Source organism: Pseudoalteromonas sp. NZS11_1 (assembly GCF_015864275.1).
In the GTDB taxonomy this organism is placed as follows: domain Bacteria; phylum Pseudomonadota; class Gammaproteobacteria; order Enterobacterales; family Alteromonadaceae; genus Pseudoalteromonas; species Pseudoalteromonas arctica.
Genome location: NZ_JADYXK010000001.1, coordinates 310974 through 331117, shown reverse-complemented (window position 1 = coordinate 331117; position 20144 = coordinate 310974). Strand labels below are relative to the sequence as shown.

18 protein-coding genes are annotated in these 20144 nt (G+C 40.5%); 4 read left to right on the top strand and 14 right to left on the bottom strand.

What is annotated here, in order from left to right; all coding sequences use genetic code 11:
- Window position 1: 1 nt before the first annotated feature.
- Genes I6F44_RS01430 through mraZ form a run of 12 tightly spaced genes read right to left on the bottom strand, consistent with a single transcriptional unit; the run spans window position 2 to window position 13445 of the window.
- Entirely contained in the window at window positions 2-922 is a 921-nt protein-coding gene (locus I6F44_RS01430; RefSeq protein WP_024592944.1) for a D-alanine--D-alanine ligase, read from the bottom strand.
- The gene (murC, locus tag I6F44_RS01425) at window positions 919-2370 is read right to left on the bottom strand and encodes a UDP-N-acetylmuramate--L-alanine ligase (RefSeq protein WP_002957994.1); all 1452 of its coding nucleotides are present in this window, start codon (window positions 2368-2370) and stop codon (window positions 919-921) included. Before murC ends, I6F44_RS01430 begins: the two co-directional genes overlap by 4 nt.
- Window positions 2371-3447, bottom strand: a complete 1077-nt coding sequence (murG, locus tag I6F44_RS01420; protein WP_007582929.1) for an undecaprenyldiphospho-muramoylpentapeptide beta-N-acetylglucosaminyltransferase — start codon at window positions 3445-3447, stop codon at window positions 2371-2373. It lies immediately after the preceding gene.
- A complete protein-coding gene (gene ftsW / locus I6F44_RS01415) occupies window positions 3444-4619 on the bottom strand; it encodes a cell division protein FtsW (protein ID WP_197173162.1) in 1176 nt (391 codons plus the stop codon). The genes murG and ftsW overlap by 4 nt, the downstream gene beginning before the upstream one ends.
- Complete coding sequence (gene murD / locus I6F44_RS01410; RefSeq protein ID WP_197173161.1) at window positions 4616-5950, bottom strand: UDP-N-acetylmuramoyl-L-alanine--D-glutamate ligase; 1335 nt, start codon at window positions 5948-5950, stop codon at window positions 4616-4618. Before murD ends, ftsW begins: the two co-directional genes overlap by 4 nt.
- Complete coding sequence (gene mraY, locus I6F44_RS01405) at window positions 5951-7033, bottom strand: phospho-N-acetylmuramoyl-pentapeptide-transferase (protein WP_197173160.1); 1083 nt, start codon at window positions 7031-7033, stop codon at window positions 5951-5953.
- On the bottom strand, window positions 7033-8415 hold the full coding sequence (locus I6F44_RS01400; RefSeq protein ID WP_197173159.1) for a UDP-N-acetylmuramoyl-tripeptide--D-alanyl-D-alanine ligase: 1383 nt from the start codon (window positions 8413-8415) through the stop codon (window positions 7033-7035). Before I6F44_RS01400 ends, mraY begins: the two co-directional genes overlap by 1 nt.
- The gene (gene murE / locus I6F44_RS01395) at window positions 8412-9890 is read right to left on the bottom strand and encodes a UDP-N-acetylmuramoyl-L-alanyl-D-glutamate--2,6-diaminopimelate ligase (RefSeq protein ID WP_197173158.1); all 1479 of its coding nucleotides are present in this window, start codon (window positions 9888-9890) and stop codon (window positions 8412-8414) included. The genes I6F44_RS01400 and murE overlap by 4 nt, the downstream gene beginning before the upstream one ends.
- A complete protein-coding gene (locus tag I6F44_RS01390) occupies window positions 9883-11700 on the bottom strand; it encodes a peptidoglycan glycosyltransferase FtsI (RefSeq protein ID WP_010554293.1) in 1818 nt (605 codons plus the stop codon). Before I6F44_RS01390 ends, murE begins: the two co-directional genes overlap by 8 nt.
- Window positions 11697-12023: a cell division protein FtsL gene (ftsL, locus tag I6F44_RS01385; RefSeq protein ID WP_007582915.1), complete on the bottom strand. Its 327-nt coding sequence runs from the start codon at window positions 12021-12023 to the stop codon at window positions 11697-11699. Before ftsL ends, I6F44_RS01390 begins: the two co-directional genes overlap by 4 nt.
- Window positions 12020-12958 (bottom strand): 16S rRNA (cytosine(1402)-N(4))-methyltransferase RsmH, encoded by a 939-nt coding sequence (gene rsmH / locus I6F44_RS01380; protein ID WP_008167099.1) that lies wholly within the window; start codon window positions 12956-12958, stop codon window positions 12020-12022. The genes ftsL and rsmH overlap by 4 nt, the downstream gene beginning before the upstream one ends.
- Before the next feature lie 28 nt (window positions 12959-12986).
- Window positions 12987-13445: a division/cell wall cluster transcriptional repressor MraZ gene (mraZ, locus tag I6F44_RS01375; RefSeq protein WP_007582904.1), complete on the bottom strand. Its 459-nt coding sequence runs from the start codon at window positions 13443-13445 to the stop codon at window positions 12987-12989.
- 496 nt (window positions 13446-13941) lie between these two features.
- Between mraZ and I6F44_RS01370 the strand changes: the two genes are divergently transcribed.
- Genes I6F44_RS01370 through I6F44_RS01360 form a run of 3 tightly spaced genes read left to right on the top strand, consistent with a single transcriptional unit; the run spans window position 13942 to window position 14986 of the window.
- Window positions 13942-14280 (top strand): hypothetical protein, encoded by a 339-nt coding sequence (locus I6F44_RS01370; RefSeq protein ID WP_007582901.1) that lies wholly within the window; start codon window positions 13942-13944, stop codon window positions 14278-14280.
- A 6-nt stretch (window positions 14281-14286) separates the two neighbouring features.
- The gene (locus I6F44_RS01365) at window positions 14287-14733 is read left to right on the top strand and encodes a hypothetical protein (RefSeq protein WP_007582900.1); all 447 of its coding nucleotides are present in this window, start codon (window positions 14287-14289) and stop codon (window positions 14731-14733) included.
- Window positions 14734-14743: 10 nt separating this feature from the next.
- A complete protein-coding gene (locus I6F44_RS01360; protein WP_007582895.1) occupies window positions 14744-14986 on the top strand; it encodes a hypothetical protein in 243 nt (80 codons plus the stop codon).
- Window positions 14987-14989: 3 nt separating this feature from the next.
- Here I6F44_RS01360 and I6F44_RS01355 read toward each other — a convergent pair whose 3' ends face one another.
- Complete coding sequence (locus tag I6F44_RS01355) at window positions 14990-15964, bottom strand: glutathione S-transferase family protein (RefSeq protein ID WP_197173157.1); 975 nt, start codon at window positions 15962-15964, stop codon at window positions 14990-14992.
- Window positions 15965-15985: 21 nt separating this feature from the next.
- Complete coding sequence (locus I6F44_RS01350; RefSeq protein WP_010554288.1) at window positions 15986-16828, bottom strand: pirin family protein; 843 nt, start codon at window positions 16826-16828, stop codon at window positions 15986-15988.
- Window positions 16829-17029: 201 nt separating this feature from the next.
- On the opposite strand from I6F44_RS01350, the gene I6F44_RS01345 reads away from it, so the two are divergent.
- On the top strand, window positions 17030-20134 hold the full coding sequence (locus I6F44_RS01345; RefSeq protein ID WP_197173156.1) for a bifunctional diguanylate cyclase/phosphodiesterase: 3105 nt from the start codon (window positions 17030-17032) through the stop codon (window positions 20132-20134).
- The last annotated feature ends 10 nt before the right edge of the window (window positions 20135-20144 follow it).

Below are 20144 nucleotides of genomic sequence, written 5' to 3'. Positions count from 1 at the left end.
ATTAAAGCGTTTGCTCTAAAATGCGAACAACTAATTGTTCAAAAGTTGCCCCATTCGCTTTTGCCGCCATTGGCACTAACGACTTTTCAGTCATGCCTGGTACTGTATTTACTTCAAGGAGATAAAAGTTACCTTGCTCGTCTTGCATCGCATCAACACGGCCCCAACCACTTGCGCCCACTAAATCAAATGCATCTAGCGATATAGCTTGTAAGTACTTAGTATCTTGCTCTGATAAATCGGCAGGGCAATGATACTGCGTTGTATTTGATTGATACTTAGCTTGGTAATCGTAAAAACCATTAGGTGTCGTCATCTCAATGACTGGTTGTACTTCATCGCCAAGCACTGTAACTGTGAATTCACGTCCCGTGATCCACTGCTCTACAAGCACTTGATTATCAAACTTAAATGCATTAGCTAGTGCGTCTTCAAGTTCTTGTGCTGTACTTGCTTGCGCCATACCGATGCTTGAGCCTTCGTGCGATGGCTTAACCATTACCTTTTTAAACTCACCCATAATAGCTGCAGCATCAAAGCCTTTTTTAGCGTCAACTACGGTATAAGGTGCAGTGCTTAAACCCGCTGATTTAAATAAGTGCTTACAACGTACTTTATCCATAGCAAGTGCTGAACCCAGTACATTACTGCCCGTGTAAGGCAGGTTCATAAATTCAAGCGCACCTTGTACAGTTCCGTCTTCGCCACCACGACCATGCAAAGCAATAAAAACGCGCTCTACATTTAATTCTTTTAACTCCCACAAAGAACGACTTTGCGGGTCAAATGCAATTGCATCAATGCCACTATTTTGCAGCGCATTTAAAACAGCCTGACCCGATCGTAAAGACACTTCACGTTCTGCTGAGTTACCACCTAGCAGTACCGCTACTTTACCAAATTGTGTGTTTACCTGAGTCATACTTCACCTTGCTTAAGTTTTTCTATCGACATACCCGTCGCAGCTAATGTTTTAACTAACTGACCTATATTACCAGCGCCTTGGGTTAATACTAAATCATTATTTTGTAAATTTGCGGCCAAAACGCCTGCAAGCTCTGCATTTGTTGCTACATGCAGCGGCTCTTTGCCACGTTGACGAAGGCTACGGCATAAGCTTTTGCTGTCTGCGCCCACAATAGGATCTTCACCAGCGCTATACACATCAAGCAGTAGCAACTGATCTACATCAGCAAGTACTTTTACAAAATCTTCGTATAAGTCGCGTGTACGGGAAAATCTATGAGGTTGATATACCATTACTAAACGCTTATCAGGCCAACCTTCACGTACTGCTGCAATTGTTGCTGCAACTTCTGAAGGATGATGCCCGTAATCATCAACTAACATCACATTGCCACGCTCGTTTTCAAATTCACCATAGTGTTGAAAACGACGACCAATACCTTCAAACTTCTGCAGCGCTTCTAAAATTGCATGGTTCGCAATGTTTTGATCTTTTGCCACAGCAATTGCAGCGGTTGCATTAAGTGCGTTATGTCTACCTGGCATATTCAACGTGGCAGTTAAACACTCACCTTGCTTGTTAGTTACTGTAAATGTGCATGTATTAGCTGATTGGCTAAAATCGCTCATGCGATAATCAGCATCCTTCGATTCGCCATACGTGATAACTGGGCGACCAAAACGCGGGATAAGTTCAGCAGCAACTTCAGAATCAATACATACAACAGCTAAGCCATAAAACGGCAAGTTATGAATGAAATCGACATACGTGTCTTTCATTTTTTCAAGACTGCCGCCATAAGTATCCATGTGATCTTCTTCAATATTTGTGATCACCGATACCATTGGCTGTAAGTGTAAAAACGACGCATCGCTTTCATCAGCTTCTGCAATTAAAAAATCACTTTTGCCTACTTTTGCGTTACTACCTGCGCTATTTAACAAGCCACCAATAATAAAGGTTGGATCAAGCCCTGCTTGTCCATAAATACTCGCAATTAAGCTTGTTGTCGTTGTTTTACCATGCGTCCCCGCAATGGCTATACCGTGGCGAAAACGCATTAATTCAGCCAACATTTCTGCGCGGCGCACAACGGGGACTCTTGCGGCTTTAGCTGCAATAATTTCAGGATTTGTTTCATCAATCGCACTTGAAACAACGACTACATTGGCATCTTTCACGTTATTTTCATGATGGCCAATAAATACTTCTGCACCGGCTTTAATTAAACGATCTGTCATAGCGCTGTGGGCAATGTCAGAACCCGTAATACGGTAGCCTTCAAAAGCGAGTACTTCAGCAATACCACCCATACCGGCTCCACCAATACCAATAAAGTGGATGGTTTCTATTCGGCGCATTGCGGGGCGTGTGTGTTTTTCTTGTACTGACGTTTCTTTCACTTATTTTCTCTTATTTGTTACTTGCTCACAGTGCGTTGCTACGCTTGCTGTGGCATCTAAAATGGCTTGTTTTTTTGCATTTGTAGCCATTTCAGTAATTAATGAAGGTTGGGCTAAATACGGGCTTAATAGTTCAACAATTGATTGTTTATTAAACTGCCCTTGTGGCATTAATAATGCGCCATTAGCCATCACTAAATATTGTGCGTTCGCTGTTTGATGGTCGTCCACGGCATGTGGAAACGGAACAAAAACGGCCATTTTACCTGCCGCTGCAATTTCGCTAACAGTTAACGCACCAGCACGGCAAACAACAATGTCAGCCCAGCTATACGCTGCGTCCATATCATCAATAAATTCAGCTATTTTTGTATTACTGCCTGTAAAAGCATGCATTTTATAAGCGGCTTCTACGGTAGTTAAATGACCCTTACCTGTTTGATGCCATATACTTATTGGAGCTGTATTATTTAGTACTTTAAATGCTTCTGGTAATGTTTGATTAAGCACTTGTGCACCAAGCGAGCCGCCCACTACTAAAATATTAATAGGGCTTGATACATCGCGTTTGGCTATATTCATAACGCTTTGGCGAACTGGGTTACCTACTAGCTCGGCTTGACCCTGTGCAAAAGCACTTGGAAATGCAGCTAATACTCGTGTAGCCACCTTAGCTAGCAGTTTATTGCTCATACCCGCTACAGCGTTTTGCTCGTGAATAACCAGCGGGATACCTAAACTTTTTGCGGCAATTCCCGTTGGACCCGTAACATAACCGCCCATTGCAAGTACTACATCAGGACGCTGTTCTTTCAATACCTTACGCGCCTGCAATACTGCATTAATTACCATGAATGGGGCTTTAATAAGACGCTTTAATCCGTTACCACGAACACCTTTAACGTTAATAAAATCAATATCTATATTGTGCTTAGGTACAACGCTCGCTTCCATTCGATCTGGTGTGCCGATCCAGCTAACTTGCCAGCCCTGCTGTTTTAAATAATCGGCTACTGCAATACCGGGAAAAATGTGTCCGCCAGTTCCACCAGCCACAACTACTAATTTTTTACTCATCGCTTACCTCCGCGTGAGGTGGCTTGTTTGGTTGCCATTTTGGTTTCAAAATCTACGCGTAATAAAATACCCGTGGCAATCGTCATAATTAATAAGCTTGAGCCGCCATAAGAAATAAACGGCAGGGTTAAACCCTTCGTCGGTAAAATACCCGCGCTCGCACCTACATTCACCATGGTTTGAAATGCAAACCAAATACCAATGGCAAATGAAAAGTAGCCTTCGTATTCCTTGCCGCACTTAAGCGCTTGTTGGCCTATTAATAAGGCTCTAAATACTAAAGTAGCTAATACAGTTAAAATACTTACAACGCCTATTAAGCCAAGTTCTTCACCTATAACGGCAAAAATAAAATCGTTATGTGCTTCAGGTAAATATTGTAGCTTTTGTACACTGTTACCTAAGCCTTGGCCAAACCAACCCCCCTGGCTATATGCCATTAGCGATTGCACCAACTGATAACCCTTTCCAAAAGGATCATCCCAAGGGTCTAAAAAGCCTACAACACGCGCCATACGATATGGTTCAACAATAATAAGTAATACAACCAGACCAACGCCCGTTAAAATAAGTACAAAAAACTGCCATAACTTAGCACCAGCTAAAAACAATAAACCAACCGTTGTTACAAACATAACAACCACTGTGCCTAAATCTGGCTGCAGCAGAATAAGCAGTGCATACACTGCAAATACAGCAATTGGCTTTGCAAAGCCTTTAATATTTTCTTGTACTTCTTCGCGTTTTCTTACCAAATAACCCGCAATATAACTAAAAAAGTACAACTTAGCGGCCTCAGCCACCTGAAAACCAACAGGTCCAATAGGTATCCATCGTTTAGCGCCGTTTACTTCACGCCCAATAATCAATACCGCTATTAATAGCACCATACCTAGTATTAATAGATAAGGGTTTGATCGTTTCCACCACTCCATTGGCACACAAACACTTATCCAAAAAAGCACAAAAGCCATTGCCAAAAACATGCTGTGGCGAATGGTAATATGGTACGGGTCATCAAATAACCGCTCTGCGGTAGGCATTGATGCGCTGGTCACCATGATAAAACCAACACCAATGAGCATTATTACGCAGTACAATAGCGGTACATCGTATAACTGCGCCGAAGGCTTAGGTGTTAATGCGTCTCTTAAATCGGCAAAAGCAATCATAACGCCCCTGTCATTACACACTGAACAAAGTCATCACCGCGTTGCATATAGTTGTTATACATATCAATGCTGGCACATGCGGGTGCTAATAAAACAATATTGCCTGTACTACTAAGTACTTTGGCCAAAGTAACGGCTTCTTCCATATTGTTAGTTAAATAACTCTTATTGGTAATCGCAGCTAAGTCACTTGCATCTTTACCAAAACAAATTAATGCTTTTACATGCTGTTCTATGTAGGGTTTAAGCGCATTTAAATCAGCGCCTTTGGCATCGCCACCAGCAATAACAACCAGATTTTCACCGTCACTAGCTAAACTATCTATTGCAGCTATAGTTGCTCCAACATTGGTAGCCTTTGAATCGTTAAAATACTTTACACCGTTAAGCTCAGCTATAAATTGGCAACGATGAGCTAACCCATTAAATTGACCTAACGCATTTTTATATTGCTCTTTACTTACTTCAAACGGACTTAAGAGCGCCATTACTGCAAGCGTATTTAAATAATTGTGCTTACCCACTACCGCAAGCGTATCAACAGGTAAAAAGGCATCGCCTTTAACCATAAAGTGAGTTTCGCCATTGTGCTGCGCTAAATGGTAATCACCTTGTTGAGCACCAAAGCTAATTAAAGGGGTTGTACCGCGCTCAACTGGATGTGTTTGACTATCGTCTGCATTGACAACAATAAGCTCTGCAAAATTATAAATACTTAGCTTTGAGTCTATATAAGCTTGGTAACTGTCGTAGCGGTCAAGATGATCTTCAGACACATTTAATACCGTTGCACTTACTGGTTTTAAACTCGTTGTGGTATCTAACTGAAAACTCGATAACTCAAGCACATACACATCAAAATCATCATTGAGTAAATCAAGTACCGCTGTGCCAATATTCCCACCTAAAGCAACTTTATAGCCGGCTTCTTTTAACACTTCATAAGCGAGCGTAACCACGGTTGATTTACCGTTAGAGCCCGTTACTGCAACAACAGGTTTTGAATTAATACGTGCAAATAACTCAACGTCGCCAATCACTTCAACACCTACGTTAATTGCACCTGCAACAGCTGGTATTTTTAAGCTAAGCCCAGGGCTTATAATAATCATATCGCTTGAACAAAGCTCTACGTCATCCAAATTACCGAAGTGGGTATCTAGAGTTGGCGCGTGCTCTTTTAACCAATCAATCCCCGGCGGGGTTACTCGGCTATCAACGATCTTTGGTGTTAGGCCATGAGATAATAGAAAACGCACAATGCCCAGACCGGTTACACCGAGTCCGAGCACTGTTATTTGTTTGTTTTTTATCTCGTTTAAATACTGCATTTATCGAATCTTTAAAGTAGCTAAGCCGGCAAGCACTAGCACAACAGAAATAATCCAAAAGCGCACAATAACGCGAGGCTCTGGCCAACCTTTTAATTCATAATGATGATGAATCGGCGCCATTCTAAAAATGCGTTGTCCGCGTAATTTATACGACCCCACTTGTAATATGACCGATAGCGCTTCCATTACAAATACACCGCCCATAATAATAAGCAGTAACTCTTGGCGTACTAAAACAGCAATAATACCTAATGCACCACCAAGTGCTAATGAGCCAACATCGCCCATAAATACTTGTGCTGGGTAAGTGTTAAACCATAAAAAGCCAAGCCCTGCGCCCACAATGGCAGTACATACAACCACAAGCTCACTCGCCAGCGGTAAATGTGGAATATGTAAGTAAGCCGAAAAGTTAATATTACCTGTTAAGTAAGCAATAATTGCCAGTGCTGAAGCCACTAAAATAATTGGCACAATCGCCAAGCCATCTAAACCATCGGTCAGGTTTACCGCGTTTGATGTACCTACTATGGCAAAATACGTAAGCACGATATAAAACAAACCTAATTGCGGTAACACGTCTTTAAAAAATGGAACAACAAGTGATATTTCAGATGCTTGTGCACTGGTAAAGTACAAAGCAGTAGCTACAACTAATGCAATGACCGACTGCCAAAAGTACTTCCACTTAGCAATTAAGCCTTTTGGATCTTTACGAATAACTTTACGGTAATCATCAACAAAGCCAACAATACCTAAAGAGCCAATTACAAACAGTGTTGCCCATACGTATTTATTTGATAAATCGGCCCAAAGTAGCGTGCTGGTAAAAATAGCCGCTAAAATAAGTAAGCCACCCATAGTCGGCGTACCCGACTTAGATAAATGCGATTGCGGACCGTCGTCTCGAACTGTTTGGCCTATTTGCATACGTTGCAAACCACGAATTAACTTAGGCCCTAAATAAAGAGACATAATTAGCGCAGTTAAAATACCTAAAATGGCACGTAGCGTTAAATACGAAAAAACATGAAAACCACTAAAATACTGTGTTAAATACTCTGCCAGCCAAACTAACATTATGATACTCCATTGATGGCTTGTTGCTGGCCATTAACTAAATCGGTTACTAGTAATTCCATGCGAGAACTGCGCGATCCTTTCACTACTATTGTTGTTTTAGTATTCACTTTATTAATACTTTCTTGAATTTTTTGCTGCATCTGTTCGCGGCTCGAAAAGTGGCGATTAGGTAGTTCAAACACATCACTTGCGTATTTACTTAATACACCTAATGTAAATAACTCATCAATACCTTGCTCAAGTGCATACTCGCCAACTTCTTGATGGTACTTACGTGCATCTTCACCTAGCTCACCCATATCTCCGAGTGCTAAAATGCGGTGACCTTGCATATCACTTAACAAGTCAATCGCAGCCTTTACAGACTTAACATTGGCATTATAGGTATCATCAACCACGGTGAGTAAATCAGACACTTCAATTAAATTAACGCGCCCTTTTACATCAGCCATTGTGGCAAGTGCATTGGCTATTTCTTCAAGGGTTACATCAAATTCACTGGTCAGTGCAGCAGCGATAAGTGCATTACTAATATTGTGCTTACCCGGAAGTGCCAAAGTAACAGGTACTTGCTTGTTTTTAGTGCAAAGCGTAAAGCTTGCACGCGCATTGGCATCAAGCGTGATGTTCTCTGCCCAAATATCTAGTTTTTCAGTTGTAGAAAAACGTTTAACATTACGCCCTTCAAGCTTATCTAACCAATATTGACTAAATTCACTATCGCAGTTAACAATCGCAACGCCGTCATCTTTAAGGCCATCAAAAATCTCACCTTTAGCTTTTGCGACGCCCATTAAACTACCAAAACCTTCTAAGTGGGCTGCTGCAACATTACATACAACGGCTACATCTGGTTTTGTCATTGCAGTGGTGTAGGCAATTTCACCTAAGTGATTTGCACCCAGTTCAATAACCGCAAAACGATGTTGAGGCTCTAAGCGCAATAACGTAAGTGGGACGCCAATATCATTATTAAAATTACCTCTAGTAGCTAATACATCACCGTGGACCGACAAAATAGCGGCGCACATTTCTTTTACCGTGGTTTTACCCACACTGCCTGTAATAGCAATTGTTTTAGGCGCCACTTGCGCCATAACAGCAGTACCAATTGCACCTAGTGCAATACGTGTATCGCTTACTATAAATTGTGGAATATCTACATCAACTTTGTGCTGAACAATAACGCCAATAGCGCCTTTTTGTTTAGCCTCAGCTATAAATTTATGCCCATCAAAATTTGGCCCTTTCAGTGCTAAAAACACTTCACCATCGCACACTGTACGAGTATCAGTATTTATATTAAGCACGTGTTGATTATCACCTTGATAATCGGTTGTTAGCACATTAGCTAACCAATCAAAATCCATTGGGATCATTGTGTTATCCCTCTTACTGCTTTTTTTAGTTGTTCTTGTACATATCGGCGATCGCAAAAGTCGATGCGCTTATCGCCTATAATTTGGTAATCTTCGTGGCCTTTACCTGCAATCAAAATAACCTCATCAGCTGTAGCATTTTCTATAGCAAAACGAATTGCAGTTGCTCTATCAGCCTCTAAATGTGCATTTTGAGGATGGGTTAAACCGCCTGCTACATCTGCAATAATGTCATCAGGGTTTTCTGAGCGAGGGTTATCACTGGTAATAATAACTTTATTAGCGTTTTGCTCAGCAGCTTGCGCCATCAATGCACGTTTTCCTTTGTCTCTGTCACCACCACAACCAAATACACAACTTACACCACCTGGCACATGCAGCTGCAATGCTCGTAATGCAAGTGCAAGTGCATCGGGCGTATGTGCGTAATCAACAACACATGTCGGCATGCCTGCTTGGCTAAATGCTTGCATTCGCCCAGCTACTGGCTGTAATTGCGCGCAACCAGAAATTAATTGCTCAAGCGGATAACCTAGCCCTAGTAATGTAGCGAGCGCTGCCGTTAAGTTATATAAGTTGAATTCGCCAAACAGAGGGGATTTAATCGATATATCACCCCAACTAGTCGATAACTGCGCCGAAATACCTTCACTTGAATATTCAACATCAGAAAAATAAACGTACTGAGCATTCTTAGGAGCTAAGTTTTTGCGGCCATAACAGATTAGGTTATTAAAATCATACTTTTCAAGCCATTGCTCAGCTTGAAAATCATCTTGATTAAGCACTACAACTTTCGGCTCAAAATCACGGAAAAGCATTAGTTTCGCATCACCGTAACTTGCCATATCACCATGGTAATCTAAGTGATCGCGCGAAAGATTAGTAAACACAGCCGCTTTAAACGCGCATTTAGCAACACGCTGCTGCACTAATCCATGAGATGACACTTCCATGGCTACCAGCTTTTTATGCCGCGAATTTAAATCGCTCAAAATATGCTGTAAATCGACCGTTGAAGGTGTGGTATTAATCAGTGGAATTAAGTTATCAGGATGACCATAACCTAAAGTGCCAATAATAGCCGAATCAGTACTGCAAAATTGCGCTAAGTGGGCAATCATTGCTGTGGTTGTCGATTTACCGTTTGTACCTGTCACACCAATTAAATCAAGAGCCTGACTTGGCTGGCTATAAAAGCGACTTGCTAATTCTGGAAGCTTTTTATCAAGCTCCGAAACTAAATATAGTGGCTCAAAACTTGTTTCAAATTCACATAATCTGTCAGCAATAATAGCTGTTGCGCCATTTTCAATTGCTTTATTAATAAATTGACCGCCATCAAGTGCATGGCCTTTAATAGCAACAAATACATCACCTGGCGTTACTTCACGGCTATCAAGGCGTAAATGTTTTACCAGTTGCGAGGGCGCATCTATTTCGATGTATTTTAAAATATCCTTTAAATCACGCATCGTTATCTTTACCTTGTACGTACGCAACCTCTTCCTTGTCAGGCGCTACGTTTAATATTCTCAATGCGTTAGAGATGATTTCTGCAAATGCAGGGCCAGCGGTGGCACCTCCATAGTACACATCACCACCTGGTTCATTAATCATAACTACCACGGCTAAACGAGGATTACTTGCCGGCGCTACACCTGCAAAATAACCTACATATTCATCACCATAACCACCTGCTACGGCTTTTTTAGATGTACCTGTTTTACCAGCTGCACGATACCCATCAACTTTTATGTTGCGAGCAGTACCGTCTTTTTCAAATACACTTTCCATCATGTGCACTACGGCTTCTACGTCTTTTTGTTTAAAAATACGTTCGCCTTCAGGTATATTGTCTTGCTTTAAAATAGTCAGTGGTCGATTAACTCCACCAGCGCCTAACATGGTATAAAAGCGCGCCATTTGCGCAGTACTTACCGAAATCGCATAACCAAATGATAAAGTGGCAATTTCAAAGTCAGACCAACGACGATTTGGATAAAACAAACCGCTGCTTTCACCTACCATTCCAGTACCAGTATCACTACCAAAGCCTACTTTTTGGTATAAACCAACAAGGTAATCTTTAGGCACTAACTGAGTAACCTTCGCAACTCCCATGTTTGAGGAGTACTTTAGTATTTCGCGCAGTGTTAGTTCGCCGTGATTACGAGTATCTCTAACTAAACTACCACCTAAACGCATCCAACCTGGGTAGGTATCAATCGTGTCATCTGCCTGAATGGCGCCGTAGTCTAGCCCAGCCAAAATGGCTAGAGGCTTAACAGTTGAGCCTGGTTCAAACAAATCTGTAATTGCGCGGTTACGACGCTTATGAGGTGCAGCATCGCTTAAGTTGTTTGGATTAAATGAAGGGCTATTTACCATTGCCAGTACTTCACCGGTTTTAACATCAACTACCATAGCTGAGCCCGATGTGGCTTTATAAGTCAGTACAGCTGATTTTACGGCCTTGTACGCAATGGCTTGAATTCGTTGATCAATACTTAGTTCTATACTTTCTGGCTCTACACGTTCACGTTCGTCAAGTACTTCTACCTCACGCCCTTGTGCGTCTTTACGAATGGTACGGCGGCCTTCCTCGCCCGTTAAAGCGTTTTCGTATAGCTTTTCAATGCCTTCAATGCCTTTGCCATCGATATTGGTAAAACCAATAACATGCGCGGTAACCTCACCGGCGGGGTAATAGCGTTTAGATTCATCTAGTAAATGGATACCAGGGAGGCGTAAATCACCAATATAATTTGCTACAGCAGGAGTAACTTGGCGCTTTAAATACACAAAGCGACGCGAAGGATCGTTTAAAAGTCGAGAATTAATCTTTTTAGGATCAATACGCAGCACATCTGCAAGCTCGCGCCAGCGTAAATCGTTTTTATAATAAAGTGCAGTACGCTTATCAAGCTCAACAGTGTTTTCAGTTAAAGATAAGTGATCTTCGCCGCTTTTGCGGGCTTGTTTGATTACTTTAGATACAAGCGATTTATGTAATGCTTTAGGATCAGCATATACACTTACCACAGGCACACTTACCGCTAATTCTTTACCATTGCGGTCAAAAATCATTCCGCGTTGCACATGCAGTTTTTCAACACGCACCGTGCGTTTATCACTTTCTGAACGTGCTTTATCGGGTTCTATCACTTGTAAATAAGCAGCGCGAGATACGAGTGTTACAAACACCATAAACACAACTGTACACACCAGCATAAAGCGCCATGTGATTAAATTAGTGACTGGTTTTTTGCCTCTATTTCTCATTGTACTATTATTACCTGCTCATCTTGACTCGTAGGTCGTTTCATTTTTAATTGTGATATAGCAACTTCTTCAATGCGTGCATGTTGCGAATAAAATTCTTCTTCAACAAGTAAGTAGCGCCACTCTAAATCGAGTTCATCACGTTCTTGTAATAATTGATCTTGCTTTATAAGTTGCCCACGAGCTAAATGTGTTGTTTGCACAACAGCTAAACTAGAAGCGAATATCACAACCAACAAGGCCGAGGTTAGCTTGTTAGCACCTAGGCCTTTTAATATTTCAAAGAATAAATTGGGTTGACGATAGCTCGCTTTTTTACTCATCCCAACCTCTGTGCAATCCTAAGTACAGAACTACGAGAACGTGGATTACGTTCTACTTCAACAGTACTTGGCTTAATAGCCTTACCCACTGCTTTTAACGTCAGGTTTTTATTTATTTGTGCATCAGTTAAAGGCAGACCTCTGGGTAACACTTCTCCCCTACTCTGTTTTCTAATAAACTGTTTTACAATACGATCCTCTAGTGAGTGAAACGAAATCACCACTAAACGCCCGCCTGGCTTTAGCACTTTAACTGCAGACTGTAGCGCTGTTTGAATCTCTTCAAGCTCGCTATTGATATAAATACGAATCGCCTGAAAAGTACGTGTTGCAGGGTGCTTAAACTTATCTTTTACCGGTACTGCTTCATCAACAAGGTCAGCAAGTTGCTTGGTTGTTGTGATTGGCGTGTGCTCACGAACTTCGAGTACTTTGTGTGCAATGCGTTTACCAAACTTTTCTTCGCCCAGTTTTTTAATTACGTGGGTAATATCATCTAACTCGGCTTCTGCTAACCACTGTGCAGCACTGCGACCTGTTGTTGGGTCCATGCGCATATCAAGTGGCCCATCTTTCATGAAACTAAAACCACGCGCAGCGTCATCAAGTTGTGGCGACGAGACACCAATGTCTAATAAAATGCCATCCACTTTACCAATGAGATCGTTCTGCTCTGCTACTTCGTATAAATTTGAAAAACGAGTATGTGCAATCGCAAAACGTGGATCATCAGCAAATTTTTCGGCTGATTGTATCGCTTGTGGATCTTGGTCAATTGCTTGCAGGCGACCTTCATCACCAAGGCGTGCTAAAATTTGTCCAGAGTGGCCGCCACGTCCAAACGTACCATCCATGTATATACCGTCTGGCTTAATTGCGAGGGCATCGATGGTTTCGTCCATTAATACGGATACGTGTTCAAATTGCGCTGTCATTAGCTATTATTTGCCTTTTTTTGTGCTGTTAGAGTGTAAAATTATCTAAATCTTGGTTAGGTTCAAAATCGCCAAGCCTTTCAAGCTCAGTATCTTGCTGCATTTGCTCGTGCCAACGCGCCTCATCCCAAATTTCAAATTTATTCATCAAACCAACTAGCATGATTTTTTTGCCAAGTGATGCATGAGCCCTCAGTGACGGCGCAAGCAAAATTCGACCATTTTTATCAAGTTGATATTCAGTAGCATTCCCGAGCAACATACGCTGCATTCGACGGGCTCGTGGGTTCATATTGGAGATTTTAGCTAAACGGCTTTCTATTTCTAGCCACTCAGCCAGCGGATACAACCATAAACACGGCTCATTTAATGCGACGGTACAAATAACCGTTCCCTGATCTTCAGACAATAGAGATTCTCGGTACTTAGTCGGTACCGCAAAACGCCCCTTATCATCCAAACTCAGTGAACTCGCGCCACGAAACATAAAAAACCTACTTTAAAATTGTTTTATTCAACTTTTGTTTATTTTTATCCAGTGTGATCCACTAAAAACCACTTTTTACCACAGTGCTCCAGTTTAGGGCTTGACAAGCCATTTTGTCAAGTAAGCTGACCAGCTTTAGTAAGTCCCAAAGCTAGAAAAAATAAGGGCTCAAGCGAAGCGTTTGAATTACGTGGGAAAAAGTGGGATTGTGATGAAAAAAATATCTATTCTGTTTTTTATAACTTTCTGTTTACACGCTTTGCTTACTGAATAACCAATGAATATTTACAACTTTTTAAGCATTTTTACTCCCTTTGTAAAATTTACCTAACCGTGTAGTAATAGTTACTGTTTGCTTTAAATTACCAAATACGAAAAGTTATATACAAACAACAAAAACAAACAAAATCAATAACTTAAAATAAATAACAGTTTTGGTTTAATCATTGCATCATCTTAATCACTATTTAAATTTTTAACTTATTAAGGATTGATTATGGCTACTGCAACAAATACGAAACCAAACACAACTTCAGATGTTAAGCCTGACGTTAAACTAACAAATACTGAATCACCTCTTACAGAGAAAGCAACATCAGCGGCGCACGATGCGGTAGATGCACTTTCTAGCAAAGCTGCAACAGCTGAAAGCAGTGTGCGTAAAGGAGCTTCTAGCTCAGCAGATGCATTAAGCGAAAAACAACTTATTGCACGTGAAAAGTTAAGTGAATGTACAGCTAAAACCCGTGCATTTGCTTCTGAAAATCCATTAGCAACCGCGGGTATTGCTTTTGCTGCGGGTATGCTGATTACATCACTATTTCGTCGTAAGTAATCAGTGATGAATAACCCACAAACAAGCGCAGCCAAGGATGGTGAAGCGCAAAACCAAACTACTGAGCAGCAGAGCCAAAAGGACGATTGGCAAGATCATATTGCAAAGCTTTTAGAGTACTCTAAGCAGCTCAAGGACGATTACCAAACTCAAGGAAAGATCACCCATCAGCTTGCTAAAGCTGAATGGCGGTTATCGCTTAGATCGCTTGCATTGATCACTATATTTTTAGGCTGTTTTGCCAGTGGTTTGGTTTTGTTGTGGGCAGGATTTCTAGGTGCTGTTGGATACGGTGTATACGATGTTTTTGGGTCAGTATGGCTGAGTATTGCAACAGCTGCTTTGCTGCAAGTTGCTTGTTTAGCATGGCTTTGGAAAAATACAGTTTACCTAAGCAATAAAATTGGCTTTAGTAAAACGCTCAAAAGCTTAAAACAACTGTTTAACTTATAAGGAAATTATCATGTTAGTTAACTACTTAATCAAAGCACCTAATGAAAACGTTGATGCTCTTAGTAAGCAAATGGACACGCGCAGTGAGTTAAAACGCCAACATCATGCAGCGTTTCAATATAGACTAAAGCGTTTTGCCGCAACTAAAGTGGGACTAACAAGTGCCTTTTTAGCCGGCGCAGCTGTACAAGCAGGGAAAGGCGAAACCAGCTTGGTAAGAAAATACGGCTGGCTTGTTAGGCTATTTGCTTAAACGTTAAACATTTCTACCGTGATCAGATAAGTAATCAACACTTGGGCCATTTGGCACAACTTGTGTTGGATTGATCATTGTATGGCTAAAATAGTAATGACGTTTAATATGATAAAAATCAACTGTCTGTGCTACTCCCTTAACCTGATATAGCTCTCTAAGGTATCCGCTCAGTGCAGGATAGCTTTCAATTGTGCGTAAATTACATTTAAAGTGGCCAACATACACACTATCAAACCGAATGAGCGTGGTGAATAATCGCCAATCAGCCTCTGTGAGGTTATCCCCTGTTAAATACCGCTGTTTGCTCAGTATCCCCTCTACTGTATCGAGTGCTTTAAATACATCATTAAATGCCTCTTCATACGCATCTTGAGTTGTAGCAAAGCCCGTACGATAAACACCATTATTTATATTTGGATAAATCAACGCGTTTAATTCGTCAATTTTTGGTTGCAGTGCCTCAGGATAGTAATCATCTTTATTACCTGTTAATTCATTAAACGCACTATTGAACATACGTATAATATCGACAGACTCATTACTAACAATTTTATTGAGCTTTTTATCCCACAATACGGGAACCGTTACTCGCCCGGAGTACTTTGGATTATTTTTTGTATACACTTGATGTAAGTAATTACTATTAAATAATGCATCGCCAGTACTGTGGTTTTGCGTATCAAACTCCCAACCACTATCAAGCATGTCAGGGCTAACAACCGACACCGTAATTAAATCTTGTAACCCTTTTAGCCCTCTAAATATAAGCGTTCGATGCGCCCAAGGACACGCAAGTGACACATATAAATGATACCTGTTCGCTTGAGCTTTAAAACCGGCCTCGCCCGTTATTCCAGCGCTACCATCTGCAGTGATCCAGTGACGTAACTGCGCTGTTTCGCGTTCAAACTTACCGTTACTTGAATCGGTGTCGTACCATTTATCTTGCCATTGGCCGTTAACTAATAATCCCATAAAACTCTCCTAAAAATACCGTTAAATTTTGCCAAACTCGCCGTTTTGATAATCACGCACTGCTTGCTGTACTTCTGCTTGCGTCGTCATTACAAACGGCCCCATATGAGCAATCGGTTGATTAAGTGGATCGCCTGCTAAAACCAAAACACCAGCGCCGTGCTCAGAGCTAATATTGATGTCACTGCCTGGTTCCAAAATAAGTAACTTGCCCGCTGGTATTGTTTGATTGTCGCTCATTATTAGTGAGCCGCTATGAATATAAAGCATTACTTTTTGTTGGCTAAGAGGCTCTAAATAGATGTTTTTACCAGCGGGTAATGTAATATCAGCGAGCGCCGCATTAGCCGCTAAACTTTGCAGAGCGCTTGTAAGCGTTTCACTTTCGAACTGCCACGATCCCGCAAGTGATTTTAACGTCACACCTTGCGTATTTGTAAAACTCGGAGCTGGGTTTTTAGTAGTATCTTGATAACGTGAATCACGCATTTTTTCTGCGCTTGGCATGTTGATCCAAATTTGAAAGCCATGCAGTCCATCTACAGCATCCGCGAGTGGCATTTCACTGTGCATGACGCCGCGCCCTGTACTCATCCATTGCACATCGCCTGCTTTAATTGCTTCTCTGTTACCCATTTGGTCGCGATGTTCAAAGCCACCTTTTAGAATATAAGTAAACGTTTCAATACCTCGGTGCGGATGCTCAGGAAAGCCTCCCATATAATCTTTTTTGTCGTCTGACTTAAGTTCATCAATCATTAAAAAGGGATCTAAATATTTACCATCAAACCCAGGTATACGGCTAATACTAACACCATCGCCATCTTGAGTTGCATAAGCTGTAAGTATTTTTGATATTTTCATTTTTTAATTCACTCTAAAGAATAAGTTGATGAGGTTATTAAATCATTCATTAAACAAAACAACTATGTCTTTAAATCGACCTTAACATTCCAAGAAATAGAACTATAATGATTCATTGGTTACATTTTCAACCTTATAATTACTATGGTTATTTGGAGTGAATTTGGCTACAATTGTTATTGCAAAATACAAAACTAAGGAATGGTTATTTTTACTTATTCTCTCAAACATCAGCTTTATCGTTTACTTATATTGCTAAGTATTCCGGGCACCGCTGTAATTATTTTTACACTGCTGCTTGAACGCGATCACTCTATTGAGCAAAGCGAAAAAAAAGTAGAAAATATTGCTAAGCAATTAATTTTACAGCAAAAGCACTTAGTCGATGATATTGACCGTTTAGCGCGTTATTTGGCTAAAGAGGAAAGTAAGAAAGAAAATCTAGCAACGACCTGCCCTAATTATTTTAATCAATTTAGATCTATTTACGCACATGTTGCCAATATCGGGATTATAGATCCAAATGGCATTGTTATATGTACAACAAGCGGGTTAGCCAAAACAATTAATATTGCCGATCGGGCGTATTTCCAAAACGCCTTAAAAAGTAACCAATTGTCGGTAGGTTATTTTCAGCACGACCGAAGCCTGCAAAAAAACACCCTTAATTTTGCGTTACCTATTATTAATAAAAAAAATGTAATTCAGGGCGTTGTAGTTATCGTTGTTGCGCTTGACTGGTGGAACAATGCTTTTAATGACATTGAACTTCCGCCAGGCTCTATTGCTGCAATTGCTGATTCTAACGGAAAAATTTTAGCGCGTTATCCTTCTACAACGGCCGCGCTTGGCGATAATATTGCACAGACTTTATTAGCAACTGATTCTTCGATTGATAATGAGGCATCAACAAAAATAAAGTCTATTGAAGGTGAAGCCCGAATGCTTCATCACTCTGTTATTTACAGCGATCCAAGTAATAACAGCTTAAATATACATATCGCACTTCCTGTCACGCATGCTTTAAAGCAAATAAATAATAATTTTTTTATAGCGATTGGTGTGTTTATTTTATCGCTGCTGATACTGTCTTTAATTGCACGTAAACTACTTAAAACCAGCATTATTGACCCAATTAATAATCTAACAAATGCAACAAACGTATTGGCTAAGGGCGAGATGCCCGCACAAAAAATACAACCCAATAATCCAGAGCTAAATACCCTCTATCAGCGTTTTAAATCAATGGCGCAAACTCGGTTAACAGCTGAGGCTAATTTAAAAAACAAGCATGATGAGCTTACTAGCTTGCTTAATACTCTGCCCGATAGCTACGTTAGAATTAATATCCATGGCGACATTCTCAACATAACAGGGCAATTTAAGCCTCGAGTAAACCCAAACAGCACTGCAGTACCTCATTTATCATCAATACTTTCACACAGCAATGTTCAGCTTTTGTTATCGCAGTTATCTAAACTTGATGTTTCGAGCAATTTAGAATTCACACTCGAAAAATCAGATCCTAAACGCAGCTTTGAAGCACGTATTAGCGCAATGCAAAGTAAAAATGAATACGTTGTTGTGCTACGAGATATAACACAACGAAAAGTAAATGAAGAAGCACTCCACCTAGCCTCACTAGTGTATAACAACAGTAGTGAAGGCATGGCAATCACCGATCCAACGGGTATCATTTTTGATGTAAATCCTGCATTTTGCAAAACGACTTTATATAGTAAAGAAGAAGTAATTGGCCGGTCCTCTTCAATTCTTTCATCAGGAAAACATGATAAGAATTTTTACAATAAAATGTGGTCTGAATTACAGCAAACAGGCCGCTGGCAAGGCGAGGTTATTAACCGTAAAAAAAACGGGCAGCTTTATTCTGAGTGGCTCACAATCGATACTATTTATGATACAAACAACGCACCTATTCGTCGTATCGCGATATTCACAGACCTCACAGAAAAAAAACAAGCTGATGAAACCATTTGGCGACAAGCTCATTTTGATCACCTAACTGACTTACCAAATCGTTTAGAGTTAAAGGAGCGATTAAATCAACGATTTTCAAATGTTGTTACTCCAGATAATCAATTGGTTGTCATGCTTTTAGATATTGATCACTTTAAAGATATTAATGACACATTAGGCCATCACTATGGCGATAACTTATTAAAACTCGTATCTCAGCGTATAGTCCAGTCGGCAAAAAACGCTGAGTTTGTGGCACGAATTGGGGGAGATGAGTTTGTTATTGTATTTAGTCACATTAAAAGTACGCGCCATATTAATCAAATTGCGAGTAATATTTTACTTAGTCTATCGTCAGCTTTGCATCTTGAAAACGAAGAGTTATTTATTAGTGCAAGCATAGGCATTGCTTGCGCTCCTAATGATGGTGAAACTACTGAACAGCTTTTAAAGGCAGCCGATCAGGCTATGTATAAAGCAAAAAGTAATGGTCGTAACTGTTTTGAGTTTTTCTCTGCTGACATGCGCGAATATGCACACGCGCGCATGGTGCTATTAAAAGACTTACGAAGTGCCATAGAACTTGAACAGTTTGAGTTATTTTATCAGCCCATAGTTGCTTTAAATGATTTACATATTCATAAAGCTGAAGCGCTTATTCGTTGGCAACATCCCGAAAAAGGCCTAATTAGCCCTATCGCATTTATCCCACTTGCTGAAGAAACCAGGCAAATAAATGCAATTGGTCAATTTGTATTTGCCCAAGCTTTGCAAACACTTAACGATATAAAAACACTAACCGATGATACTTTTCAAATAAGTGTAAACGTATCGCCAGTGCAATTATCCACGCCAGAGAGTGGCATAGATGAATGGTACGATATGCTAAAAGCAGCAAAGCTGCCTGCTTCGTCAATTGTCGCAGAAATAACTGAAGGCTTAATGGTTAACCCTGAAGCACTTACGCAAAGACGCCTAAAAGAAATAGTAAAATCAGGTATGCAGCTTGCTCTTGATGATTTTGGTACCGGGTATTCGTCGCTCGCTTACTTACAAGAAATGGACACCGACTATTTAAAAATAGATAAACGTTTTGTTGATAATATTCAAGTAGGCAGCCAAGAACTTGCACTGTGTGAAGCCATCATTGTTATGGCGCATCAGTTGGGCTTAAAAGTAATCGCCGAAGGAATTGAAACTAAATTACAAATGCAGCTACTACTTGAAGCAGGATGCGATTACGGTCAAGGTTATTTATTTTCAAGACCTTTAAATAAAAGCAGTTTTATAGCACTTCTAGCTGATAAAAAAGTAGCTTTGTTAAAATAAATAGACAAAA